At 61.7% G+C, this 23667-nt stretch carries 21 protein-coding genes, 1 tRNA gene and 4 pseudogenes; 13 read left to right on the top strand and 13 right to left on the bottom strand.

Annotated elements, in window-relative coordinates:
* Window positions 1-13: 13 nt before the first annotated feature.
* Window positions 14-1126, top strand: coding sequence for a histidine kinase (locus tag RB623_RS26285; RefSeq protein ID WP_308060077.1), 1113 nt, complete (start codon window positions 14-16; stop codon window positions 1124-1126).
* The gene (locus tag RB623_RS26280; protein WP_308060076.1) at window positions 1114-1875 is read left to right on the top strand and encodes a LytTR family DNA-binding domain-containing protein; all 762 of its coding nucleotides are present in this window, start codon (window positions 1114-1116) and stop codon (window positions 1873-1875) included. Before RB623_RS26285 ends, RB623_RS26280 begins: the two co-directional genes overlap by 13 nt.
* A gap of 51 nt (window positions 1876-1926) precedes the next feature.
* Here the strand turns inward: RB623_RS26280 and RB623_RS26275 are convergent, their stop codons facing one another.
* Window positions 1927-2799 carry a LysR family transcriptional regulator gene (locus RB623_RS26275; RefSeq protein ID WP_308060075.1) on the bottom strand — a complete coding sequence of 291 codons (873 nt, stop codon included), beginning with the start codon at window positions 2797-2799 and terminating at the stop codon, window positions 1927-1929.
* 971 nt (window positions 2800-3770) lie between these two features.
* Window positions 3771-4046 (bottom strand): hypothetical protein, encoded by a 276-nt coding sequence (locus tag RB623_RS26270; RefSeq protein WP_308060074.1) that lies wholly within the window; start codon window positions 4044-4046, stop codon window positions 3771-3773.
* 367 nt (window positions 4047-4413) lie between these two features.
* Between RB623_RS26270 and RB623_RS26265 the strand changes: the two genes are divergently transcribed.
* The 9 genes from RB623_RS26265 to RB623_RS26225 all read left to right on the top strand — a co-directional run bounded on the left by RB623_RS26265 (window position 4414) and on the right by RB623_RS26225 (window position 9476).
* Window positions 4414-4848 (top strand): DUF2948 family protein, encoded by a 435-nt coding sequence (locus RB623_RS26265; RefSeq protein WP_308060073.1) that lies wholly within the window; start codon window positions 4414-4416, stop codon window positions 4846-4848.
* Window positions 4849-4857: 9 nt separating this feature from the next.
* Entirely contained in the window at window positions 4858-6150 is a 1293-nt protein-coding gene (gene hisD / locus RB623_RS26260; RefSeq protein WP_308060072.1) for a histidinol dehydrogenase, read from the top strand.
* 6 nt (window positions 6151-6156) lie between these two features.
* Window positions 6157-6642, top strand: coding sequence for a UPF0262 family protein (locus tag RB623_RS26255; RefSeq protein WP_308060071.1), 486 nt, complete (start codon window positions 6157-6159; stop codon window positions 6640-6642).
* A 5-nt stretch (window positions 6643-6647) separates the two neighbouring features.
* A complete protein-coding gene (locus RB623_RS26250) occupies window positions 6648-7478 on the top strand; it encodes an MBL fold metallo-hydrolase (protein ID WP_308060070.1) in 831 nt (276 codons plus the stop codon).
* 82 nt (window positions 7479-7560) lie between these two features.
* Window positions 7561-7956 (top strand): low molecular weight phosphatase family protein, encoded by a 396-nt coding sequence (locus tag RB623_RS26245; RefSeq protein WP_308060122.1) that lies wholly within the window; start codon window positions 7561-7563, stop codon window positions 7954-7956.
* Between the two features lie 115 nt (window positions 7957-8071).
* The gene (gene infA, locus RB623_RS26240; protein WP_308060069.1) at window positions 8072-8290 is read left to right on the top strand and encodes a translation initiation factor IF-1; all 219 of its coding nucleotides are present in this window, start codon (window positions 8072-8074) and stop codon (window positions 8288-8290) included.
* Window positions 8291-8315: 25 nt separating this feature from the next.
* Window positions 8316-8945, top strand: a complete 630-nt coding sequence (locus RB623_RS26235; protein ID WP_308060068.1) for a Maf-like protein — start codon at window positions 8316-8318, stop codon at window positions 8943-8945.
* Window positions 8942-9154: a DNA gyrase inhibitor YacG gene (yacG, locus tag RB623_RS26230; protein ID WP_308060067.1), complete on the top strand. Its 213-nt coding sequence runs from the start codon at window positions 8942-8944 to the stop codon at window positions 9152-9154. Before RB623_RS26235 ends, yacG begins: the two co-directional genes overlap by 4 nt.
* 246 nt (window positions 9155-9400) lie before the next feature.
* Window positions 9401-9476 (top strand) — tRNA-Phe (locus tag RB623_RS26225).
* A 165-nt stretch (window positions 9477-9641) separates the two neighbouring features.
* Here RB623_RS26225 and RB623_RS30385 read toward each other — a convergent pair.
* The 8 genes and pseudogenes from RB623_RS30385 to RB623_RS26190 all read right to left on the bottom strand — a co-directional run.
* Window positions 9642-10034, bottom strand: a pseudogene (locus RB623_RS30385) (tyrosine-type recombinase/integrase); the annotation flags it as partial.
* Window positions 10035-11831: 1797 nt separating this feature from the next.
* On the bottom strand, window positions 11832-14243 hold the full coding sequence (locus RB623_RS26220; protein ID WP_308060066.1) for a DUF5906 domain-containing protein: 2412 nt from the start codon (window positions 14241-14243) through the stop codon (window positions 11832-11834).
* 1 nt (window position 14244) lies between these two features.
* Window positions 14245-14604, bottom strand: coding sequence for a hypothetical protein (locus tag RB623_RS26215; RefSeq protein WP_308060065.1), 360 nt, complete (start codon window positions 14602-14604; stop codon window positions 14245-14247).
* Window positions 14605-15008: 404 nt separating this feature from the next.
* Complete coding sequence (locus RB623_RS26210; RefSeq protein WP_308060064.1) at window positions 15009-15671, bottom strand: hypothetical protein; 663 nt, start codon at window positions 15669-15671, stop codon at window positions 15009-15011.
* A gap of 11 nt (window positions 15672-15682) precedes the next feature.
* Window positions 15683-15958: a hypothetical protein gene (locus RB623_RS26205; RefSeq protein ID WP_308060063.1), complete on the bottom strand. Its 276-nt coding sequence runs from the start codon at window positions 15956-15958 to the stop codon at window positions 15683-15685.
* A gap of 118 nt (window positions 15959-16076) precedes the next feature.
* Complete coding sequence (locus RB623_RS26200; RefSeq protein ID WP_308060062.1) at window positions 16077-16673, bottom strand: hypothetical protein; 597 nt, start codon at window positions 16671-16673, stop codon at window positions 16077-16079.
* Window positions 16674-17225: 552 nt separating this feature from the next.
* Window positions 17226-17483: pseudogene (locus tag RB623_RS26195) on the bottom strand (transposase); the annotation flags it as partial.
* Window positions 17484-18251: 768 nt separating this feature from the next.
* Window positions 18252-18548 carry a hypothetical protein gene (locus RB623_RS26190; RefSeq protein ID WP_308060061.1) on the bottom strand — a complete coding sequence of 99 codons (297 nt, stop codon included), beginning with the start codon at window positions 18546-18548 and terminating at the stop codon, window positions 18252-18254.
* Between the two features lie 159 nt (window positions 18549-18707).
* On the opposite strand from RB623_RS26190, the pseudogene RB623_RS26185 reads away from it, so the two are divergent.
* Both RB623_RS26185 and ydiK read left to right on the top strand, forming a co-directional pair.
* Window positions 18708-18886: pseudogene (locus RB623_RS26185) on the top strand (IS630 family transposase); the annotation flags it as partial.
* A gap of 104 nt (window positions 18887-18990) precedes the next feature.
* Window positions 18991-20061, top strand: coding sequence for an AI-2E family transporter YdiK (gene ydiK, locus RB623_RS26180; protein ID WP_308060060.1), 1071 nt, complete (start codon window positions 18991-18993; stop codon window positions 20059-20061).
* A gap of 221 nt (window positions 20062-20282) precedes the next feature.
* Here ydiK and RB623_RS26175 read toward each other — a convergent pair whose 3' ends face one another.
* The 3 genes and pseudogenes from RB623_RS26175 to RB623_RS26165 form a co-directional block, all read right to left on the bottom strand.
* Window positions 20283-21278 (bottom strand): DUF2950 domain-containing protein, encoded by a 996-nt coding sequence (locus tag RB623_RS26175; protein ID WP_308060059.1) that lies wholly within the window; start codon window positions 21276-21278, stop codon window positions 20283-20285.
* Between the two features lie 22 nt (window positions 21279-21300).
* Complete coding sequence (locus RB623_RS26170; protein ID WP_374121746.1) at window positions 21301-22734, bottom strand: DUF3300 domain-containing protein; 1434 nt, start codon at window positions 22732-22734, stop codon at window positions 21301-21303.
* A gap of 194 nt (window positions 22735-22928) precedes the next feature.
* A pseudogene (locus tag RB623_RS26165) lies at window positions 22929-23667 on the bottom strand (HlyD family secretion protein); the annotation flags it as partial.

Here is a 23667-nt window from a genome sequence, read left to right as displayed (position 1 = left end):
GGGACAGGTCCAGATGAACAGTTCGGCCGGCTATGCGGCGCCTTCCGGCGACCGCCGGGAGGCGCGACCGCGGCCGTCGCTGTTCCCGTGGCCGGTGGGCGCCGACTCGTTCTGGGTGGCCCATACGGTGGCCTGGCTGTTCATCGCCGTGTTCGGCCTCACCTCGCGTCTGGCGGCGTTCGACAGCGTCGGTCTGGCCCTAGCGCTGACGCTTGTGCTGGACCCGGTCGGCTTCGCGCTGACGGCGCTGGCACACGCGACCTTGCTGAGGCGCTCGGGGTTTCGCCCAATGGCCATGGCTCCGCTGGTGCTGGCCTATTCGGTGGTTGGCGGACTGCTGCAGATGCAACTCGCCGGGTGGGTCAAGAGCAACCTCGTCGTGATTCCCGCGCCGGCCATGGCGGAAGACCCGTCCATCCCCGCAATCTATTACACGACGGTGTTTCTCGCCTGGTCGCTCGCCTATTTCTGGGTGCGCGCGGAAATCGCGGCGCGCACGGAACGCGCCCAGCGCAGCGAGGCGGAGGCCGCGGCGATGCGCGCCGAATTGCAGCATCTGCGCTTGCAGCTCGACCCGCACTTCCTGTTCAACGCGCTGAACACGCTTTCGGCCGAGATACAAGAACGCCCGCAGGCGGCGCTGGAAATGACCCGGCGCATCGCGGCCTACCTGCGCTATTCGCTCGACAAGCAAAACCGGCAGGTCTGCCCGCTCGCCGACGAGATCGAAGCGGTGCGCGCCTATGTCCGCATCCAGGAATTGCGGTTTGAGGACCGCCTGCGGTGCAGGATCGAGGTCGACCCGGCGGCGCGGTCGGTCGCGGTGCCGCATCTGGTCGTCCAGGGCCTGGTCGAGAACGCCATCAAGCACGGGCTGCGTTCACCCGCGGAAACGCTGCTGGTCGGTGTCTCCGTCCGCCGGACCGACGGCGACACGACCGTCATCGAGGTGACCAATCCCGGCCGCCTGTCGGCGCAGGCGGGCGCCGGGCCGGCCGTGGGGCTGGCGAACACGAGGCGGCGGCTGGAACTGCACTATCCGCAGCGCCATGAATTGTCGCTGACGCAGGACGGCGAAAGAGTGGTCGCCCGGCTGGCGCTGCGGGGGTCGGCATGCTTCGTGTGATGCTTGTCGACGACGAACCGCCGGCGCGGCGGGGGCTGCGGCGCCTGATGCAGGCGCATGCCGACGCCGAGATCGTCGGCGAGGCCGGCAGCGTGCGGCAGGCGCGCGAAATGGCGCTGGCGCTGCGCCCCGACGCGCTGTTCCTCGACATAGAACTGGCCGACGGCCTGGGCTTCGACATGCTCGACCAGTTGTCGCCGCCGCCGGCGGTGGTTTTCGTCACCGCGCACGACTCCTATGCGCTGAAGGCCTTCGACGTCGCCGCGATGGATTTTCTGCTGAAACCGGTGGACCCGGACCGCCTGGCGGTGACGGTCGAGCGGCTGCGCCAACGCCAGATCATGACGGCCACGCCGGCGCAGCAGCAGGGGAACGGCGCGGACACGGCGCATCTGTCGGAGCAGCGCCTTCACCTGCGCATCGGCGGCCAGTCGACGATCGTGGCGCTCAACAAGATTACCCTGCTCAAGGCGGAAGAGGATTTCACCCGCATCTTCGTCGCCGGCGAACGCGATCATCTGGTGTGCCGGCTGTTGCGGCACTTCGAGGCCCAGTTGCCGACGCCGCCCTTCTTCCGCGTCAGCCGCTCGTTCATCGTCAATCTTGCACGGCTGGAGAATATCCAGTGGCTGGGGTCGGGACGTTGCAGCTTTTCGGTCGGCGAAGGCATCGCCCCGATATCGCTCGGCCGACACGCGGCGCAGCGGCTAAGACGCTGCATCGACGAGATCGGGATGGTTTCGGCGTAAGGCGTTCTGACTGGGGCGGGTTTATTTCGCCCAACGCCGGGTCGGTTCAGGTCAGGCGGCGCGCGCCTCCCCGGGAAATGCTCTTCTTGAAAAATGCTCGAGCAGATGGCGTTCCAGCCGGTCGACCACCGGAGATTTCTTCAGGTGCGAGCGCTCGAGCCGGACGCTGACATTGCCGAGCACCGGAAAACCGTCTTCCGGCAGGTAGGCCCGCTCGCCCTCGATCAGACTGCTTTCCACCATCACCGAGGCGCACAGCCCGGCGGTGATCGCGGCATGCTTGCCATAGACGCTGCGGCAGATGCAGGCGATGCGGTAGCGGCGCTTCATGGCTTCAAGGGCCTCGATCATCAGGCGATGGTCGAAGGCGCGCTCGTCCCACACGGCCAGCGGCAAGGGGGCGGCCTTGTGGAGGTCGCCCGTGGCGGGACCGGCAATCACCAGCCGGTCGTTGAACGCGACCTCGCCGCGCGTCGGCCAGTTTCCCTCCGTCAGAAAGGTCAGGTCGACCGAGCCGTCGGCGATGCGACGCGCCAGCCCCGGCGAGTCGTCGATGACGACGTTGATGGTTGCCTCGGGATAGAGAGCAGTGAATTCGAGCAGCACGTCGCGCAGGACACGCTTCACATAGCCGTCGGGAATGCCGAGCACGACGAGGCCCTGGAACGATCCGCGGCTGAAGGCGGCAAGCGCCTCGGCATGTGTCTCGACGATGTCGCGGGCGAAGCCCAGCAGCGACTTGCCGTATTCTGTCAGTTCGACGCTTCCGGGGGCGCGGGTGAAAAGCGGGCGGCCCAGCGTCTCTTCCAGCCGCCTGATCTGCTGGCTGATCGCCGACTGGGTGCGGCCGACCTCACGGGCGGCACGCGTGAAGCTGCCCGTGTCATAGATCGCCAGGAAGGATTTGTAGAGATCGATGTCCATAAGCGCTACTAATGTTGGACATTCCACTTACTCGTTGGAATTCCCAACGTCAATCACGCAAACCAAGCCTTGCCGATCGGACGCGCGCCTGACGTGTCCGAGACGACCGGACGCCGCGCAACCTGTCGCAGGCGTGGCCGGAAGTTCGGCACCGGGCTGCTGTGTCCCATTTGCGCGGCCCAGACGTGATGACCACGGGAGAGACAATGACTGACCTATCGATCACAAAAACAAATGCCTGCGGGCGCTTCCATCGCATAACCCTGCGGCTCGCTATCTGACCCCCAGCCCACCATTACAAGAGCCCAGTCCATCCGCATCCTCGCTGCCGCCACGGCAGCTTGATGTTCGACGGTGACATTCGCTTCTCGGCAGCAGTGTCTGCGGCAACATCCGGTTCGCCACGCCGATCGGCAATCCCAACCTCACCCATGCCGATTTCGTGGTGATTTGACGGGCGCGCAACCCGTCGCGGCGTGGAAGGCGGTATCCCGTCCCGCCTTCCACGCCAAACTTTTGCGCAGCGGACGATGCGGTCCCGCCTTGCCGGCAGCCATCGCTTCGGCATCCAACAATTGTCTTTCAGGAGAGTAGCGATCCCCATGGCAAACAGGACGGAGGCGGCTCGGATCATGGATGCTTCACGAACTCGTCCGGAGTTCTGGAGCAGGCTTTTCCCGAAATCCGCGGTCCGTCGCGCCGGGCCGAACGACCTGTATCGAGAACCCGGCGCGTTTCCGGCAACGGCGTCCCCGCCGGACGGGTTGGAGGCGTTCGACTTCCTGCGCGGCTGGAAGGGCAGGGGATAGACCAAGCTCCGCAGGCTCTCGGATACGCTTGCGCTCGATGACGGCGGATCGGAATCGGAGAACGTTTATCGCTCGATTCGTGTCGGCTTCTCCGCGGAATTCAGCTTGTCCGCGATGCGGAACTCGGCCGGCGGGCGCCGACCGAAAGGTTTGGCCTGCCCGTCAATCGGGCAGACAGTTAAATCTGAACTCGTATTGCGGTCCCGATATCTCGCGGACGAAGGTGATCGGGCACCTCGAACGCCCGGTGCCGTCCAGATAGCGCCGTGCTGCAGCCGCTTGGATTGATGCCGGGCTGGCAACGTCGCTTTGAGCTGTCAGGATACCGCCGCCGCTCGGCTTCGTCATGATGCGATCCCGTTTGGGGTGCTCGAATACCTGGAACAGACCGCCGGGCACCAGCACCTCGTCGGAGGGTGTGGTGTCGAAGCCCAGCACGGACTGACATCCAGTCAGCGCCAGACATGCAAGGCCAGAGAGCAGTAGCTTCATCCGCATCGTTCTTTGCTGTTTCGCGACGCCAAGACTAAGCGGATTTCGGAGCGGTACTCAACCGCCATCGAAGGAAAACGGCATACGGTCGCAACCTGTTGGTTATTGGCAGCCGGCACGGCCGAGGCCGGGGCGTCCGGGATCGGCGAAGGCGCATGCCTGACCGATTCCATGAGGCAGCGTTTTCGCGAAGCCCGACGTGGGCCGGGTCGACGCCGCATCCAGACCTCGTTTCGGCGGAAGACCGCAGGTTGCGCGCCCCGGCAAGAGCGCATAGTTAGGCAACACCTTGCCGGAACCGCCGCGACGGACCATGGATCAGCTAAAGCTAGTCGCCCTCGACGAAGAAGACCTGAACATCGTGTCCGCCCATGTGCAGGATGCGGTGATGAAGGCCGGGGACATCAAATTCTTCGCCCGCGAGCGCCGCTTCGTCGTGCCGATGAACCGTTTCGCCTGGGAGACGCAGACCGGCCTGTTTCCCGGCAAGCCGGAGCGCCGCAACAGCGTGTTGCATTTCGAGCGGGTGAATGCCGCGAAGGCGGCCGGCCTGCCTCGCGACAAGCTGGCCGAAACATTGTCGTTGCTCGCCTTGCGGTTCGTTGCGGCGGAAGCGCCGGCGGGCACGATCGAGCTGCTGTTTTCGGCCGGAGCCACCATCCGGCTCGAGGTCGAGTGCATCGAGGCGCGGCTTTCCGATCTCGGCGGCGCCTGGGAAGCCTCGTCGCGGCCGAAGCACAGAACCTGAGTATCCGCCTTGGCCATTATGCTCCGAACCTCCGACGCCGATTTCGAACAGCGTTTCCAGGCGCTGCTTGCCGCCAAGCGGGAGGATTCGCCCGAAGTCGACCAGGTCGTGCGCGGCATTATCGCCCGCGTGCGCGCCGAGGGCGACGCCGTGCTGAAGGAACTGACGAAAAAGTTCGACCGCGCCGACCTCGACCAGATCGGCCTGCGCGTACGCCCGGACGATATCGCCGCCGCCTATGCCAACGCTGATACGAAAACCGTCGATGCGCTGAAATTTGCGCGCGACCGCATCGAGCGCCATCACAGCCGGCAGATGCCGAAGGACGACCGCTATGTCGATCCGATCGGCGTCGAACTGGGCTCGCGCTGGACGGCGGTCGAATCGGTCGGGCTCTACGTGCCGGGCGGTCTCGCCAGCTATCCCAGCTCGGTGCTGATGAACGCCGTGCCGGCACAGGTCGCCGGCGTCGAGCGCATCGTCATGGCCGTGCCGCCGACCGGCGGCGACATCAACCCGCTGGTGCTGGTCGCGGCCGATATCGCCGGCGTTTCCGAGATTTATCGCGTCGGCGGCGCACAGGCGATCGCCGCCCTTGCCTATGGCACGGAGACGATCCAGCCGGTCGCCAAGATCGTCGGGCCGGGCAACGCCTATGTCGCCGTCGCCAAGCGGCAGGTTTTTGGGCAGGTCGGCATCGATTCGATCGCCGGACCGTCCGAGGTTCTGGTCGTCGCCGACAGGCACAACGATCCGCAATGGCTGGCCGCCGACCTGCTCGCCCAAGCAGAGCACGGCATGGGTGCGCAGTCGATCCTGATCACCGACGATTCCGGCTTCGCCGCGGAGGTCGAGCGGGCCGTCGAGGTCCAGTTGACGACGCTGGCCAGCCGCGACCATGCGAGCGCCAGTTGGCGCGACTTCGGCGCGCTGATCGTCGTCGACCGGCTGGACGAAGCCCTGCCGCTGGCCGACCGCATCGCCGCCGAGCATGTGGAACTCGCCTTCGACGGCGCGGAAGAGTTCTTCGGAAAGCTGCTCAATGCCGGCGCCGTCTTCATCGGCCGCCACACGCCGGAGGTCATCGGCGACTATGTCGGCGGCTCCAACCACGTGCTGCCGACGGCGCGCTCGGCCCGTTTCTCGTCCGGGCTCTCGGTGCTCGACTTCGTCAAGCGGACGTCCGTGCTTAAGCTCGGGCCGGAGCAGTTGAAGGCGCTGGCGCCGGCGGCGATCGCGCTGGCCGAGGCCGAGGGCCTGCCCGGCCACGCGCGCTCCGTCGCTATCCGGCTGAACATGTAGGCGGCGATGTCCGGCACCGGCCGCACCAACGCCAGGCTGATCGACATCGAGTTCGACGAATCGATCGGCCGCTCGACGCCGGACATCGAGCACGAGCGCGCGGTCGCCATTTTCGACCTGCTCGAGGAGAACAGTTTTCAGCCGGCGGGCGACACCGGCAGCGGACCCTACCGGCTAAGACTGGCGCTCGCCGATGCGCGGCTGGTCTTCGCCATATCACGCGAGACCGGCGAGCCGGTCGTCACCCATATCCTGTCGCTGACGCCCTTCCGCCGCATCGTGAAGGATTATTTCCTGGTCTGCGAGAGCTATTACGAGGCGATCCGCACTTCGACGCCCAGCCAGATCGAGGCGATCGACATGGGCCGGCGCGGCCTGCACAACGACGGTTCGCAGACGCTGCTCGATCGGCTGGCAGGCAAGATCGAGCTCGACTTCGACACGGCGCGGCGCGTCTTCACGCTGATCTGCGTGCTGCATTGGCGAGGGTGAGTCGAATGGATGCTCCCAGCCTTCCGATCGGCGATTTCAAGGTGCACGTCCTCAAGGACGGCATCTACCGCGCGCCGATCGGCGATCTGATCCATGTGCGCGGCGAGCCGGCGCGGCAATCCGCGATCGATGCCTGGACCAGTCCGGATTTTTCCGTAGACGTGAACTGCTTCGCCCTCGACGGACCCGGCGGCCTGTGGATGATCGATGCCGGTGCCGGCACGGCCTGGGGACCGGCCTACGGCAAGGCGCCAGCCGCGTTGCGGGATGCCGGGTTTTCCGCCACGGACGTGTCCGCCGTGCTGCTCACCCACATCCATGGCGACCATGCCCTCGGCCTCTTCGAAGGCGAAAAGGCGCGCTATCCCAATGCGCGCCTTCTCATCCCGCGCGGCGACCTCGCCTATTACGGCGACAGCGCCATCCTCGAGGCTACCCCAAAGGAGAATCGGTCGAGCTTCAGGACGGTCGCCAAGTTGCGCGAAATCTACGGGACCCGGATCGAGGTTTTCGAGGCCGGTCCGGTGCTGCCCGGGATTTCGGCAATCGACCTGCCGGGACACACGCCAGGACATACCGGCTTCCTGATCCATGGCGGCCGGGAAAATCTGCTGGTCTGGGGGGATGTCGTCCATCTCGACACCTTGCAGCTCGCCGATCCGGCCGTCGGGTTCGACTACGATCGTGACCCTGAGTTGGCATTGCGGAGCCGGCGGCACGCGCTGGAATCAGCGGTTGGCGAAAACTGGCTCGTCGCCGGAAGTCACATCACCGGCGTCCACCGCGTGAAACGTCACGGCGACGGCTTCGCCTTCACCGGGGAACGCGATGCATGAGACGGCAACCGACGGTCTCCCGGACGGGCTACACGGGAGCCCAGACGACGCGTTGAACGCACTGCCGCGATCCATCCTGTTCATGTGCCGCATGAACGCGGTCCGTTCGCCGATTGCGGAAGCCGAGGCGCGGCGCATGCTTCCGGCGACAGTCTACATCGCCTCCGCCGGCATCCGCCGCGGCGAGCCCGATCCGTTCGTGGATGCCGTGCTGGCCGAGGATGGCTTGCCGACCGAGCGCCACCGCGCCAAGACACTGGACGACCTGGAGGATGACTATTTCGACCTGATCGTCACGCTGGCGCCGGAAGCCCACCACGCCGCGCTGGAACTGACGCGATCGATGGCGGTGGACGTCGAATACTGGCCGACGCCCGATCCGACCACCGCGACGGGGACCCGCGAGCAGATCATGGCCGCCTATCGTGACGTGCGCGAACGGCTGAAGACGCGGATTTCGGCGCGCTTCGGCGTGTGAACAAGAGGTTTTGCGGGCGGAATATGCGTGTTCACAAAGCAGGCAATATCATATAGGTTCCGCGCAATTCTCCGGACCGCATGTCCGGGCACCACCATCCAAGCAAAGGTAGCGAATGCCGAAGGAAGAAGTCCTCGAGTTTCCGGGTATGGTTACAGAACTGCTCCCGAACGCCATGTTCCGGGTGAAGCTGGAAAACGAACACGAAATCATCGCCCACACGGCGGGTCGTATGCGCAAGAACCGCATCCGCGTGCTGACCGGCGACAAGGTGCTGGTCGAAATGACGCCCTACGATTTGACCAAGGGCCGCATCACCTACCGCTTCAAGTGACCGGGCCCGCCGGCTCCTCCTGACGATGAGCGCCTTCCAGAAGCTCGTGTTGGCATCCGGCTCGCCGCGCAGGATCGAACTGCTGCAGCAGGCCGGCATCGAGCCGGATCGCATCTTTCCCGCAGACGTCGACGAGACCCCGGAGCGCGCCGAGCATCCGCGCTCGTTGGCAAAGCGCCTGTCGCGCGCCAAGGCCGAGAAGGCGTTCGGCGTGCTGAAGGACGATGCCGAATTCGGCGGCACCTTTGTTCTTGCCGCCGACACTGTGGTGGCTGTCGGCCGCCGCATCCTGCCGAAGGCGGAGATGACCGAAGACGCGTCCAATTGTCTCAAGCTGCTGTCGGGTCGCGCGCACCGGGTATATTCCGGCGTCTGCCTGATCACACCCGCAGGCAAGGTGCGGCAGCGGCTGGTCGAGACGCGCGTCCGATTCAAGCGGTTTTCGCAGGAGGATATCGAGAGCTATCTGGCCTCCGGTGAATGGCGGGGCAAGGCCGGCGCCTATGCCGTCCAGGGCCTTGCGGGCAGCTTCGTCGTCAAAATGGTCGGCTCCTACACCAATGTCGTCGGCCTGCCGCTCTACGAGACGGTCGGCCTGCTGGCTGCGGACGGCTTCAATGTGCATTTCAACTGGCTGGCGGGGCGCCGGGCATGAGCGCGGATGGCGGAAAAGTTGCGCCACTCAGGCCAAAACGCCCGTGCCCGGAATGCGGGCGGCCATCTTCGCGCGAAAACTATCCGTTCTGCTCGGCGCGCTGCAAGAGCATCGACTTGAACCGCTGGCTTTCCGGCGTCTACGTCATTGCGGCGACGGAGGAAGAGGAGGACGGCAGCGCGAAGCCGGACGACCCGCAGGCAAACTGACGTTCGGAGCGTGGAGGCGCGGTTGGCGAGGGCATCGATGCGTCCTGCAAGCCGCCGGACCGCCGCCTGTGTTCGGGACACACGGCCGGCACTTTTTTGTTTTCACCCCTGCGCCGGACAATGAAATGCGGCTAAGTGTGCCGGAGCGCAACGGGACGCTGGACAGCCGAAAATCCCATGCTATAACCCAGCCGCTTTCGCCGTTCCCGGCGATCCCGCAAGCCGGTTCGCCGGTCCGGGACGGATGCCCAGGTAGCTCAGTTGGTAGAGCAGCGGACTGAAAATCCGCGTGTCGGTGGTTCGATTCCGCCCCTGGGCACCAGTTAACTTGTTGATTTTTCGAAGAGTTTTCACTTCCGAATTCAGACGGAACGGGAGGTTTGACACTCTCAAGGGTCAGGTTTGACAATTTTGTTCGCCGTCGGTTCACTTCGGCGTCGAAATTTTCGATGACCGCTGTCAGCTTCTGACTCTTGTCCGCGCGACGCGAGTAGTGCCTGGCCATCTCGATTGTCTTCTGACCGAGCATGTCCGCGATCGTGCGCTCATCGTAACCCATCTCTGCCAGGATCGTAGCCACCGTATGACGCAGACCTTTCAAGGTCAGCCCGGGATGGACAAGCCCTTCCCGCTCTAGTCGGAGTTTGAGCGGCCTCCAAGATGCGCGGAAGCCGGAGACCGTCCACGGCAGTCCATGACTGTTGGCGCAAAGCGTGATTGCAGAGTGCGTCGGGGCTCGCGCGAGCGCATTCTGAACCGGCTGGGGAAGAGGGAGCCACACGGCCTCCCCTGTTTTTCCCCGCTTCGTGTCGATCTTCCCATCTGCCACCGCCGAGCGAGGTAGTTTGAGCGCGTCTTGGGGGTCCAGCCCACAGTACATCATCAACGTGACGGGAAGGACCATATGATGAGCTAGCGCCGCAAGAACAGCCTCGCGCTCACCGTCACCCCAAGGCCGGTTCGCGTCCGGTGCGTCTTTCGAGCGGCGTATTCCTTTGATGCCCGCGGCCGGGTTGCCTGCGACATAGCCTCGCTCCTTCCCCCATGCAAAAACCAAAGCGAGAACGGTTTTGACGTAGTTCCCGAACCGACGACCGTGCTTCTGGGCTGCTTTGTCCCGAATGTTCACTATCAATGGCGAGGTGAACCGAGGCAGCGGCGTGTCCGCAATCGGCTTCAGATAGTCGAGGCAGCGCAGATAGTCAGCCTTTGTTCGCGGAGCTAAATCAGTGAACGTTGGGTGCGCCTTGTAGCGCGTGATCAGCAGGCCCAGAGTACCCGGCTTGGCACACTCAGTGGCATTAATGAGCGCTGTCAGTCGCGCGCACTCCGCGATAAAGCCTGCGCTGCCGATTGGATTTTTGGTCAGGTCGATCGGGGAGCCGGTGGCACGGTGATAGCAACGCTGCCTACCATGCCGGTCTAGGAATATTTTGAAGCCTTTGATCCGAACATGGGTCATGCGCTCAACCTGTCCAAAATTGCCTGATCACTGTTGTCGTTGGCGCCCTCCTTCAGGCCATCCAGCCAGACATCAAGTTCCCGCATGTCATAAAGTTTGCGCCCCCCTGGCATAACGACGGGCGTCACGCTGCAGTCCAGGGGGAACCGTCTCGCAGGTAGTCCGCAATATGCTGCAGCCTCGCCGGCGGACAGCATCCGGCGAGGTGAGACTTTAATGTTGAGCGTGGCGGCTGTCATCGATGTATCAAGCACTCCGGGGCGATTTTGTTTCTGGGAAATCTTCTATTTGAGAGAGCGCTAGTGACACTGATATCTCAACCGTCAACTGGCTCCCGCAAGACATTACGCCCGAAGTCGCCAGTTCGTTGCCGAACGATCCTAAAAAGTAGGTAGTGCGCCGAATGCAGTTCCGAGGGGTCCTCGTGCCGGACGCTTGGAAAACAGCGCTTTTCCAAAATTATCGATACTGTATGCGGACTTGACGACCTCAACGTGGGCCCGTCGTCTGTCCTTAGAGTGACCCCACCGACAAACTTCACGTCGTCGTCCTCCAGCACCAATGGCACGACGATGATCGGGCAGTTGCTAGGAAGAAAGCCTTCCAGGCACCCCTGAGCCGCTTCATCTGTGCCGGATGTTCGTTTGAACGGCGGCACTTAAGTTTAGCTGAGATCAGCCAAGGGGCTTGTGGCCGGCATCACAACAATTATTTCACCACCTCCGCCTCTCGGAAGGTGCGCCAAAGGCGATGTGGTGAAGGGAACAACCTCATACGCTCAAGACATGCAATGCGGTCCTGCACCGCGGCTTCATCGGTTTCATCAGCAAGGCCTTTTAGGCTTAGCCAGTAACCAGAAAACTGCCAACTCGCGCATTGCCCACCCGAAAGCCATTCAGCTGTCCGATCGGGCCTGTAATATATCCGATTGCCAAACCCTTTCCGCATAGGTTCAACGGCGGGACCAAGATCCCTCATTCTCCAGTTTGCAAGTGACTGCAACGATATGCCCAGCATACGCGCTGCAATCCGACTTGGTACAGGACGCCAGGGCGGGAGGTTTGTCTCCATGGCGGCCGAGAAGAAGCGGTCGACGTCGATGCGTTGAGCTATTCCCCTTGGTGTCCAGCTGTCCAGCTGTCCAACCTCTTTTTCTTCAGATTGAGAGATAGATTTGGAATAGGAAGGTATCGTCATAGCTCCGCTCGCACCTGGTCAGTTGGACAGCTGGACAAAGCTGGCCGCAATCGTCGTCGGCACTGGCATCGTCGGGGCCGACAGGCTGTTCCTGGTTAGCGCGGTCTTCACATCCTCATTGGTCGCGGTCATCCACTTATCCACATCCTGCCATGCCCACACGTAACCACGTGGCGTCGCCCCGTTTGGGCGAAGAAACGATGTCTTAGTCTCTCGCTTGCGGTCGCCCAACTTCTTCAGGATTGGCGCGATCTGCTGCGCTGTCGTCGGGCGTTTGCTGCGCTCACCCACTGCACTGGCGACCTCCTCAGCCAAGTACACCTGTCGGTCGAAAGGCCAATGCCCACCGTCACGGAGCTCGAGAATAATCTGTTCGGGCACCGATGCGCTCGCGCGGATCAGCTCCTCCTTGGCCTCCGTCCGCACCGGTTCGGAATTTGGGTCGAAGCCCGCCAAGCCTAAATTCAAGAGGAAATGCTTGAAAGCAGCAATGCTCTCGTCTGAGAGACCGACCTTCACGAGTTGGCTGTAGTACGCGTCTTCGCGCTTTGCCGCCTCCACGTTACAGACGAAGAGCCGCCGGTCGTCGTGCTCGATTGCCATCGGTTTATGACTGTTGGTCATGATAATGATGCCACGGGGCGTTCTCACCGAGTACGCGTCAATCCCTTTTCGTTCGACGGATTGCGTCTCCTCAGTGGCCCATCGCTTCAGGTTGTTGTAGGCGGCCTTGAGGTCGTCGATCTGCAGTTCGTCAAGCGCGAGCAGGCGGACATTCCCCAGTGGCGCCTGCCAGCGCTCGCCCAGAATGCTCCCGTACACCTCGCGGACATCGTTCGCGTGGAACATACGTTTGATGGCTCGCATCAGCAGGTTCTTGCCCACCCCCTGCTTCGATTGCAGGACGATGGCCGATTTGATTTTGACGGCTGGCCGCTGGATGAGGTGAGCGAGATATTGAAACACCCAAGACCTTTCTCGGTCGGAGGGCAATAGATACCTGAGGTGGTCCAGCCAGATTGAAGCGTCGCCTTCCGACGCTGCCACGCCCCCTTCCTTCCAGGTGTTCAGGCTACGAACCCCATCCCGTTCGATGATCAGGTCATCATACCCGACAAGGAAGTCGTGTTCGTCGACGAGGCAGGAGGTCATCGAATTTCGGAACATGGTGCTTGCCAGATTTTTGCCCTCAATGTCCCGCGTAAACGATCGATCGAAGTCCTCTTTGGTCTTGTCGCGGCCGTTCGAGATATCGAAGAACAGTCCCGTTTTCGAGTCGAGCACATAGCGGCTCTGGAGTCTCGTAAGCCCCGGCTCTGACCTAGCCAGTTGGACAGGTGTGCGAATGGCCTTGCCATTTCGAAACAGGCAGCCCGCACATGTCGGACTCCTTTTTGCGATGGTATCGCAAAGCTTTGGTCGATACTTGCCGGAATGATCGAGCTTTGCTTTCGTTTCACTATGGGAATAGCGCGGATCTCGCGAGGAGAGCGTGTGAAAATACCGCCCACCTTCGGCGATGTGCGCAAAGAGGTCCGCAGCGTCCTTCCAGTCGGGCTCCGTGAGGTGCTCACCAGCCTCGTCACAGGCGCGAAGGAAACTACAGGCTGTGACCATCGAGAGGGCGCCGCCGGCAGCTTTTCGGACATCCATGTTGTCGCTCGACAGCCATTCTTCGCGAAGGGCTTCCGCCAAGGTGCGACCGCCCGAACGGTGGGCACTTGGTGAACGCGTGGAAACCCGGGCGTCGACGACCTCTTCCAGTTGCTCCACCGTCCAGAGCCGACCGCTCGGCGCATCCAAGATCCTGACGGGCCTGGCCGGTATCGTCTTCGGGTTGAACGTGCCAGGGACTCTGAGGACGCGCGCGAGATCCGCAATTGAGTCCAGCTTGAGGCCATGTTTTTCCCATGTCGCTCTCGCTTGGTCCTCCCACGCCGCCCAGAGCTGCTCAATCCGACTTCGATCTGCCGGTGTGTCCAAGATGAAGGGTTGCTGAAATTGCCAGATTGGGTAGAGCCCACCGCCAGAATGGATGATCAGGGTCGGCTCGGGCAGACCGGCTTCCTCCAGCAGCTTGAGCGCCTGCTCCTCGTTCTCGGGTAGGTTCTGCGCCGCGTGGACCCCGGTCGCCAGGTCAATATCGAGCGCCAGCGATGCGATGACACAGGCGGTGTCCTGTCGGCGGGTTTGTGCCTCGTAAGCCTGCTCGTCATGAAGCGCCACCGCGACATAGCGGTGGACGTTCTCAGGCTGTGCTGCCAAGTGGTCGAAAGCGATCTCGCGTTCGCTGTACGGAACGACTATGTGCCGTGGACGACCGCCCGCCTTATCGCGTTCGAACACAACAAGGTTGCCCTTGTTCTCCTGCCCGAACAGCCGCTCGATGTATTCCTTGATCGCGTTTCGATCAGTCTGCGCGGCCAGCATCTTATCGACGCTTCCTTGCGAACACGGCGGTTAGAAATGAGCGCGAGTCGTAGTTGTCATAAGCGGCAAACTCCTGAATGCGTCGAGCCCGGTCATCGTTTCGGACGATTTCAGCGGCACGCTCAAGTTCCAACTCGTTCGCCTTCAACGGCCAGTATTTCCAACTGGAAAGCGTGGCCTTCAAGAACCAGTAGCGATTAGACGCCAAAGCGGGGCGGAGCTCAGGCCCGAGCCCTTCACGAACCATTGCAACGAGAACCTCCGTTGGGATGTTCAGCCGTTGTGCGAACTTTTGGTCCACCATCAAGGCCTGGCGATTGTACAAATATTGAAACAGGTCAATGGTTTTTTGTTCTGGCATGATTGCCATCCTTTCGATGTGAACCCGGTCTGTGCCGGTCTCGGCTCAGATGTGGACGAGCCAATCGGACAGCAAATGGCGTGTGCTGCACCGCGCTGCAAAACGATGCACAGACAGTTGCAGGCCGGAAACAGATAGCTGACGAAGATGCGCCCGAGCGCCTGATGAGTGAGGGTAGGATCCGGGTGGCGCCCGCAGTGCTGACATCCAGCACCTCCCACTCTCGCCCAAGGCCGACGATTAGAATGGCGGCCCCCACCACCTGTAATGACCGCCGACGCTGTCAGTGCGGCCGCCGATGTGGGGGGCGAGGTGAATGATACCCCTGCCCTTCGGGCCCTTGGCCATGGCCGCCACGATCGCGCCAAGCACTGTGGCGAGCCCTATCAGTGTCAGCGATGAGCCTATTCCTCAGACTCGTCTTCGTCGCCGAACATTTCCTCCTGTAGCGCCCGGATCTGGTCCTTCGAGATGTTGGGGACGAAATCGACGCCGACCACGTTCCTGTCATCGTACCGGAACTGCATCTCCATGACGCCAACGACGTTCACTTGCGCGGATATCTGACGGACAAGCTCATCCATCCGCGCCTTGAAGCCGAACAGCAGCGCTTTTGCCACCGGGTTTTTCTGGCCGACGACATACGAATAGAGCCTACCAAAATCCTGCATCCACATGATCTCGCCCAGGCTCCTTCGCGATCCCTGGTTTCCGGCCGTGGCGTGAATGATGAAAAAGCGGGTGAAATCATCATCGAAATAGATGCTGTAGTGGCCACCAATGCTGCGGATCTCGACGTTCCCGCTCTGGTTCACATAGACGTCGATGAAAACCCGCGGTTTTCGATTGCCTTTCACAATGTCGTCGCTCCAGTTGTCCTGATTTAGAAGCCACTCGACGTGCTTCGGGGCTGCCCCGAAGTCGAAGCTTCCGTGTTCGCTCACCCATTCGAAGCTTTTGGGGACGTCACCGTAACGTGCCCTCTTGCAGGCGAGGTCGAAATAGTCCGCGCTCGAGAGAGCGGGATCGAAGTGCCAGTTCATGCGGCGGCCTTTTTGGGTTGCCATCTCGTGCGTCCTCATTGATTGGATCTGTTGTATCGCGACTGAATTGCATTGATGTCGGGATGCGCGGTGACGGAGAGTCGCCCAAGAAGTGCAACCCCTTTGCCGATCAGCTCAAACGACGATTTTAGCGCGTGCATATCGGTGTCGTCGTAATGCATGTCCAGTTCAACACAGAGTTCGAGAAGCAAATCTCCGATCAGCTTCTTGTCTTCTTCCGTTAATGTATATGGTGGTTCTTTCATTCCATTTTCCTTTGCTTTTCCTTTTTGGGTGAAGTTGGTCAGCACGTGCGAGCTCACAAGCTCGGCGCCACGATCAGTGGCTGCCGCCTCAAAACTCTCTGCTCATGTGTGGGGGCCGACGATGGTCCACTAAGCCGCCGGCAGTTCGCAAGCGCCTGACGTATCAGGCGGCCAGCTTGAGCGTGCGCTCCTGCGCCACGGCAAGATCAACGATTCGAGCCTGAACCGCCTTGGCAAACTCCGTCATTTCGTCAAGCGACAGCGCTTGCATGGCGACAACTGCCTTCTCCAGCGGCGTAGGCTCACTGATACGGGCACTCTTCGCGGCCACGGCTGAACCAAAGTCCGTCGAATACACAGGCAGAGGCTCTGGTGCATCGACCGGTATGGTCTCGACGCTGGCGTATTTGCACACGTCCTCATAGTCCTTCATGTTGGACACGCCGAGCGTGGTCTTGTGCTGATCCAGCCGGTCGACCGCATAGGTGATCGCCTCTTCCAAGGCGAGTTCCGCGACCGCCGCCCGGCATCCCGCGTGGAAGCCTTCGGCGAAGCTCTTCTCGGCGATGCGCCAAGCGTTTCGGAAGGTCGACGTCGGCTTGCCTTCCCCGAAGATTTTCGTCTCCAGCAGCTTGCGAGCGCCCTTGCCACTGTTGCGCGCCATAGCGAGCCAGCACAACGCTACGTAGTAGCCACCGTTCGTCTTGTTCTCAAGGTCGCGGATGCGACCGGCAACGCCGTTCAACGTGTAGCCCGACATTTTCTCTCACTCCGTTTTGCTCAATTGAGCAGGTTGTTCGCTCGACACACCTTCCCCGTCCCCTCCCCTTCCGGGGCTGGCCGCTTGCTCAATTGAGCAGCTTGGGCGGTAGGCACACCTCCCCCGTTGCCACCCGAAGGGGTTGGCCCGGCACCGGCAGGTCATTGCCGATAACCAAGAATAGTCCATGTAGAGCGAGGAACAAGCAAAGGAGTATACCCTTTTTACTTATCGCGTAAGGCTTGCAAGCGGGAATAGTGCGGCACACAATTCTCGAAAAATTTTGGGAATTTTTGTGCTATTACCTCATACGAACAGAACTGACGCCTTGCGGGCTTGTTGGCCGTCTACGCAGGCGTCAAATCGGCGTACCGAACGACTCAAAGGGATATGTCAGAGCCACCCCGACGGGCGCCTGTGTAAGTGACAATGCTGTTCGGACTGTTCCACAGCGACTTGTGTGATCAACCCTTGCTTGCCCATTCTAGGCTGCCTAGGGCGCGCATCCCGCATGCCAGGACCACGAAGCAATATCAGTGATATGCGCAAGGCATTCTCCAGCGTCAGTTCGCCGATCTTGGCGTGCAGCGTCTTGACGTCCACCGCCGGCACCGCCGGCTCGGCCTTCGCCTCGGCGCCGAACACGCCCGACGCACCCTCCAGAAGCTGATCCTTCCATTGCTTGATCTGGTTGGCATGCACGTCGAACTGCTGCGACAACTCGACAAGCGTGCGCTCGCCCCGGATCGCGGCAAGCGCTACCTTCGCCTTGAATTCGGCGCTGTGGTTTCGGCGGGGTCGTTTCGTCATGGTCTCTCTCCTGTTCCCGGCTTCTATGCCGTGTTCAGGCAGAAATTCCACTTATAAGCCTTGTTCAAATTTCCCGAGCCACCTCTGAGGTTGAGGGCGTAGCGGCTGTTCCACGTTCCGAGATAGTGATGCAGAAGTAGCGCAGAAGTAGCGCAGAAGCCTGCGTTGTTCACGCCTTCTTTCATTTGAAACGGCTCGCAACAACTCACGGTCGAACGGTGTACATACCTCGCGCGCGGGAGGATAACGCTGAAAGCCCAAGCCGCTGAGCATCACGTGCGCAATCAAAGGTGATGCAGCCCGCGGTTCGAAGGCGACATTGGATAGGCTGGCCTCGGGTTGACCCGGATGGCAGGCTCTCGCCCACTGATCAGGGTCGACCGCTGGCGCTTAGCGGCCAGATGCTGCTGACTGTCAACTTGTCTGCAACCGCGGGTTTCGAGGTATTGCCACGGCGCTGGGTGGCGGAGCGGACCTCGCCAGGCTAGGACGATACAGAAGGCTGGCGAGAACTTCGAACGCACCCGCGAGTTTTGAGATTGGACGTTTTCCGCCAAGAACTGAGTGACGTCGTCGGCTGCTATAGTCGCATAACCAGGCAGGCATTACGGCCGTTCGCTGCGAGGATGTCTCGAAAGGGGCGGCATAGTCCATTCACGCAGCGAGCCTGATGAAGCGCTCGGCCTTGCCATTGGTGCGGGGCCTATAGGACTGGTGCGCTTGTGGCGAATGCGTCGGTCGGCGAATGCCCTTCGGAACAGATGGCTTTTACGCCGATCCGTTGTGGGTCATGATGCGCTCGACCGGGACGCTGTGCTGCGAGCAGAAGACGAGCGTCCGCTCGATGAAGGCTGTCGCGCTCGTCTTCTTCTCGTTAGGTAGGATTGCGGCAATTGAGGAGCGGGTTCGACGCGGGAGGCTGAACGGCGCTTCCAGGTCGGGATTTCGACGGCCGGGAACTGGTATCGCCGCTATCGCGAGACGCGCAAGCAGTGCCAGCCGTCGCGTTCGAAGCTCGATGCACACGAGGCTTTCATCTTCAGCCTCATCGAGGGTGCGCCGCACGCCACGCTTGCCGAGATCAGCGGCGCCTTGCCACCGAACGCGGCGTGCGGGTCGCGCCGTCGACAGTCTGGCTGTCCTCGAATGGCGCGGCATCACGTTCAAAAAAGACGGCGTGCGCCGCCGAGTAGCAACACTCCGATGTCCTGCCGCAGCATGGTCTGGTTCGACGGACAGCTGATTTCGACCCCGAGAGGCTGATCTTCATGGATGAGACCGCGGCATCCGCGAAGATGGCCCGGCTGCAAGGCCGAGCGCCACGCGACGAGCGTTGCCGGGCGGCCGTGCCTCACGGCCATTGTAAGACTACAACCGTCACCGCCGAGACCGAGTTTGCAGGCCGCACCTTGCACTACAATCGGCTTTCAGTGTTGCTCTTGACAAGCCGGAGCGGGATGGAGCCAATACAGGACAGGTGAACTTGCTGCTTGGGAGTAGGAGCGCCATGTTGCCACCCCAGCAAGACATCGGCCGAGTAACCCTCTTGGTGATCTTCATTGGAGGGCTCCTCATTTCCAGCTTTTGGATTTTGCAGCCTTTTCTTCCTGCGATTCTTTGGGCGACTACTTTGGTTCTGGCCACGTGGCCATTGATGCGGTGGGTCCAGCGACACAGCGGCAATCGTCGCGGGATTGCCGTATTCGTAATGACGATGGCGATCTTGCTGCTGGTGATCGTGCCGCTTTGGCTCGCCGTTGGCACCGTTGTGGCTCACATCGACGTAATCGGGGATCTCGGCCGAGCCGTCCTCTCCATCCGAATGCCACCGCCGCCTGATTGGCTAAGGCAGCTTCCCCTTATTGGCGACCGCGCGGTCGAGGCATGGGAGCGGATCAGACAGTCCGGCTTGACAGCGCTTGCACCAAAGCTTTTGCCCTATGCTGGTTCACTGACGCAATGGATCGCATCGGCGGCCGGCAGCGTGGGCGGTATGTTTATCCAGTTCTTGCTGACGACAGTCATTGCCGCGGTGATGTATGCTGGTGGCGAGCACGCGGCCTCCAAAGTATTGCGTTTTGGCCGACGCCTGGCTGGCGATCGAGGCGAGAGGGCAGTGCTCTTGGCTGGCCAAGCGGTCCGCAGCGTGGCGCTCGGCGTCGTGGTGACCGCTTTGGCGCAGAGTGTCATAGGGGGTATCGGACTCAGACTGGTAGGAGTGCCGTATGCAGCTTTGCTTACGGCACTGATGTTTGTACTTTGCCTGATTCAGTTGGGGCCTGGGTTCGTGCTGGTTCCCACGGTCGTGTGGCTGTACTACTCCGGCGACGCAACCTGGGGCACCGTATTGCTCGGCTTCGCGGCTGTCGCCATGACGATCGACCAATTCATCCGCCCGATTTTGATCCGGAAGGGAGCTGATCTACCCTTGTTGCTCATACTTGCCGGGGTCATAGGCGGACTAATCGCCTTTGGCGTCCTGGGCATCTTTATTGGCCCGACGGTTCTGGCTGTCGCGTACACTTTGACAAATGCTTGGATTGCCGAGATCGATGGGCCGCCTCTGCAATCGTCATAGACACAAGGCCGCCTCGTGCTGCAAGGTAAGCGGACAGATGAGGAAGGATCAAGAGGCCCATCTCCAACCTGAAACCCGACCTCGACCACAAACAGGCGTTTCTTTACAACGTCTCGACTGCGGTCGTGCCTAGCTCGTAGTGGCGGTGTCGTCCATCACGAACGCAATATCGGTGCCGGTAGAAAGTTCGCTGCTATCCTCATGCCCATGATACCAACGCGTCAATCCTTCACGACCGTCCAATCCTCGCCGGGATTGAATCTGTCTATGTATTTGACGATCTGGTCGGTTGCCGGGCCGAGATCGGCCTCGTAGACGATGCCCTGCTGGTTGACGGCAAATGTGTGCACTCCCGTCTCGGCATATTTGGCAGGCCAGGCGAGCAGCGCGCAGCCGCCGATCATATTGTCGTTGACGACGTAGTCGTAGGCGCCGCCGGCGATGTCTTCGCCTTGGCCGGTGAGTATCTTGAAGCGGTAGCCGAAATAACCTTCGCCCCTACTCGCGTCCTCCAGTTCCGCCGGGTTGAGGTCGCCAGCCGGGCTTTCGCCGTGTTCGGCATCGGCCGGCCAGTAGAGCCCATCGGTCGCGCCTTCGCTGCTGATCAGTTTTTGCGCGAACTCCTCCACCCCGTCGCCGTCGTGGTCAGCTTCGGCATAGTCCTGCTGCGCCTCGACATAGGCGCGCATGGTGGCGATTGCCTCCAACTCGTTTTCCCCGACGCGCCGGTTGACGATCTCCTCCAGCCCCGCCTCGCTGTCGAACGCCCATTTGCCGTCCTCGCCCTTCAACAGGGGGAATGGGAACGGCCAGAGCTTTTCGCCGATCTGCAGGATCTTGCCATTGTCGATGTCGACGACCACCAATTTTTTGGCCGCTCCTTCGCGGATTTTCGCGTAGGTATCCATCACACCTTCAGCTTTTCGGAGCTTCGCCGCGTCGAGGCCGAGCAGTTTTGCAAGTCCATCGAAATCATCGGCCGCCAATGCCTTCTTGAAGACGTCGACGGCGGCATCGGCATTGTCGAACAGAGGCGGGTCCTCTTCCGCTTCCAGCGCGAATATGCCGGTATCTTCGCCGGCCTCGTCCGCGTCCGCCGCCTGTGCCGGCTGGTCGGATTGGGCCTGCGCCAATGAGGCCGCCGGCATAACCGCAAGCCCCGCTGCAAGAGCAGACAGGCAGACGGTGCGCAGCATGTGATGAAGGATCGCGTTCATGGTCCTGCTCCCTTGCCCGTGTTCAACGCCTGCGGCCGCCGCCGCGATGCCCGCCGCCGCCGTGCCGGCCGCCACCACCACGGTGCATCTGCCTGCCGCCCCCGCCACCGCGATGCATCGATCGCCCGCCACCACCGCCGCGATGCATCGAGCGTCCACCCCCGTGCTGACCTCCGCCCATCACACGTTGACCCCGGTGGGATTGCACTTTGGCAAGCTTGCCGCGATCGATTTTGCCCAATCCGGAGGGCTGCCTGGGGCGGTTGTCCAGCCTGCCGCCTGGCTTTGGCTTGCCTCCTGGGCGATTGATCTTGGCCGGCCGGTTGGCGTCGAGTCGTGAAACGTCGCGCCGGTTTCCGTCAGGTCGAGCAGTGGGCCTCGGGATTTCGGAACCAACTCGCGCCCGATCGCCAACGGGCCGATTCTTTAACCCGTCCAGAGTGCTCTTGCGGATGTCCTTCGCCCTAGCGGCTCGGGCCGCGCCGTTCGTGGGCCTGTCGCGTTTGATGTTGGCGGCCCTGTCGCGGATCGAGTTGTTGCGGTTGGCTTGGACCTTGTTCTTGATGTTGGTGCGATCGAATTTTGCGAGTTGATCCCGGTCGATATTGATCTTGGAGCGGTCGATGTTCTTCCAGTCGACGTCCTTCAGGTTGAGCTTGCCATCGAAGTCGATGTTGTTGAAACACTTGTCGCAGTCGATGTCGATGTCGCCACCGTCCCAGTCGCCGCCCCACACGCCCCAGTCGTCCCAGTCGACCGCCGCCGCCCAGATCGCTCCAGTCGTCGCCGCCGCGAAAAAGGCCGCACCCGGATACCAGTAATTGGGATAGGGCTCCGGGTAGTAGGCAATCGGCACCGGCGCATAATCCGGCTCATAGAGCATTTGCGGCTCATACTGAGGCACATAGACCACTTCCGGATTCGCCGACTGGATGACGATGTTGTCGCCCTGCGTCTCGACCTTCATCTTGTCGTCGGTCCTGATGATATCCTTGGCGACCGCCTCTTCGCGCAATTGCTGGATGGCGATAAGTACATCCTTCTGCTGGTAGGCGATGGCATCACCGAACTGCTGCGTCCATTCGAGATCGTCGCTCATCATTTTGACGACCTCCGGATAGTTGAGCAGCGAGATCACGCTGCCGTCCCAGCTTTCCTTCGGTTTGAGATTCTTGTCCTTGGCGTAGGCGTCGAGATAGCGCGACGCCTCGACGATCTGCAACGGATAGAGCGACGCCGCGGTGATCACCGCGATCAGTTCGTCTGGATAAAGCGCGATGCGCGCCACCAGCACCTCCAGTTCGTCTGCGCTTAGCGGTTCCGGGGCCGGCGCCACAGACGCGGTTGGAGCCGCCGCCATATTCTGTTCCTGTGCGATCGTCGGACAGGCCACAAATATCATCAAGGCCATACAGACCGCAGCGCCGATCGCCCTAAAAATGGTGTTGAAGGTCATGTTTCAACTCCCCTGTTCAGTGCAGCAAAGCGGGTTCGGTTTCGCTCGAAACCTTGTAGCAGAATGAAATCATCGCACACGCCCCCGGTTTCCTGCACCTCGATGTAGCCCGATCTTTGAGTACGCCATAGCGTCGGAACCCCTTGGAGAATGGCAGCGACTCGAAGACACAGGTTCATTGCAATCGCCCCAAGTCAGTGATCGCCCAGAACAAGCGTCTGGATCGGGAGCAGAATCGACTGCAACCTGAGAATAAGCGCATGAACAAGCCCGACGGCGTCGATCAGGTGCAGGTAGAGCCAGCGCCCGGTGCTGATATCCGGAGATGCCAACTCGTCGTGGTTGTTCGTATACGCATTGGCGATGCAGCTGCTTCCCGGCGGGATACCGTCAAGCAAGCCTGGCCAGAGCGGCTCGAGATAAACGGTGATCGTTCCGGGACGAGCCAGTTGCGCTACATCGACAAGCTGGTCCGTCGTCCGGACCTGACCCGAGGCGATAACGTGCTGGATTTCGGTGACGACCATCGGGATGATGGTGAGCGGCTTGGCCGCGCAGGTGGCCTCCGCGATCATGCCAACCTTCATCACCTGCGCTTCGATCTGCAGGAAGCCGCCGACCAGCCCGACCCGTCTGTTCTCGGTGGGGACCAGGATGCCGGCGGACCGGATCATCGGATTGACGACATCGCCGGCGCGCAACGCGAACTGCTGAACCACGCCGGTGACGCCGGCACGCACGACCGTCCTGTCCAGTTCCACCTGGGCTTGCGCCAGTGCTGCCTCGGCGCTTGCCTTCTGCGCCGGAAGCAGGGTTGCGATCTGGGTTTGCAGAACCTCCTTGCTGGCCAATGCCTCCCTGACTGCGCCCTCGCGGCCGTCGGCGAGAACCTTCAGCCGCTCCAGCTCGCGACGGGTGACGACGTCGGCGTTG

It is taken from the genome of Mesorhizobium sp. LHD-90 (assembly GCF_030929505.1).
Taxonomy (GTDB): domain Bacteria; phylum Pseudomonadota; class Alphaproteobacteria; order Rhizobiales; family Rhizobiaceae; genus Kumtagia.
The sequence above is the reverse complement of the archived record's forward strand: the minus strand, read 5'-3'. Positions and strand labels throughout refer to the sequence as shown.

Excerpts from the sequence above, each read along its gene's own strand:
- RB623_RS26215 (WP_308060065.1), bottom strand. The coding sequence starts at position 14,604 with ATGCCAGAACAAAAAACCATTGACCTGTTTCAATATTTGTACAATCGC.
- RB623_RS26265 (WP_308060073.1), top strand. The coding sequence starts at position 4,414 with ATGGATCAGCTAAAGCTAGTCGCCCTCGACGAAGAAGACCTGAACATC.
- RB623_RS26245 (WP_308060122.1), top strand. The coding sequence starts at position 7,561 with ATGTGCCGCATGAACGCGGTCCGTTCGCCGATTGCGGAAGCCGAGGCG.
- yacG (WP_308060067.1), top strand. The coding sequence starts at position 8,942 with ATGAGCGCGGATGGCGGAAAAGTTGCGCCACTCAGGCCAAAACGCCCG.
- RB623_RS26170 (WP_374121746.1), bottom strand. The coding sequence starts at position 22,734 with ATGACCTTCAACACCATTTTTAGGGCGATCGGCGCTGCGGTCTGTATG.
- RB623_RS26200 (WP_308060062.1), bottom strand. The coding sequence starts at position 16,673 with ATGTCGGGCTACACGTTGAACGGCGTTGCCGGTCGCATCCGCGACCTT.
- infA (WP_308060069.1), top strand. The coding sequence starts at position 8,072 with ATGCCGAAGGAAGAAGTCCTCGAGTTTCCGGGTATGGTTACAGAACTG.
- RB623_RS26220 (WP_308060066.1), bottom strand. The coding sequence starts at position 14,243 with ATGCTGGCCGCGCAGACTGATCGAAACGCGATCAAGGAATACATCGAG.
- RB623_RS26285 (WP_308060077.1), top strand. The coding sequence starts at position 14 with ATGAACAGTTCGGCCGGCTATGCGGCGCCTTCCGGCGACCGCCGGGAG.
- RB623_RS26175 (WP_308060059.1), bottom strand. The coding sequence starts at position 21,278 with ATGAACGCGATCCTTCATCACATGCTGCGCACCGTCTGCCTGTCTGCT.
- RB623_RS26250 (WP_308060070.1), top strand. The coding sequence starts at position 6,648 with ATGGATGCTCCCAGCCTTCCGATCGGCGATTTCAAGGTGCACGTCCTC.
- RB623_RS26255 (WP_308060071.1), top strand. The coding sequence starts at position 6,157 with ATGTCCGGCACCGGCCGCACCAACGCCAGGCTGATCGACATCGAGTTC.
- ydiK (WP_308060060.1), top strand. The coding sequence starts at position 18,991 with ATGTTGCCACCCCAGCAAGACATCGGCCGAGTAACCCTCTTGGTGATC.
- RB623_RS26235 (WP_308060068.1), top strand. The coding sequence starts at position 8,316 with ATGAGCGCCTTCCAGAAGCTCGTGTTGGCATCCGGCTCGCCGCGCAGG.
- RB623_RS26280 (WP_308060076.1), top strand. The coding sequence starts at position 1,114 with ATGCTTCGTGTGATGCTTGTCGACGACGAACCGCCGGCGCGGCGGGGG.
- RB623_RS26210 (WP_308060064.1), bottom strand. The coding sequence starts at position 15,671 with ATGGCAACCCAAAAAGGCCGCCGCATGAACTGGCACTTCGATCCCGCT.
- RB623_RS26275 (WP_308060075.1), bottom strand. The coding sequence starts at position 2,799 with ATGGACATCGATCTCTACAAATCCTTCCTGGCGATCTATGACACGGGC.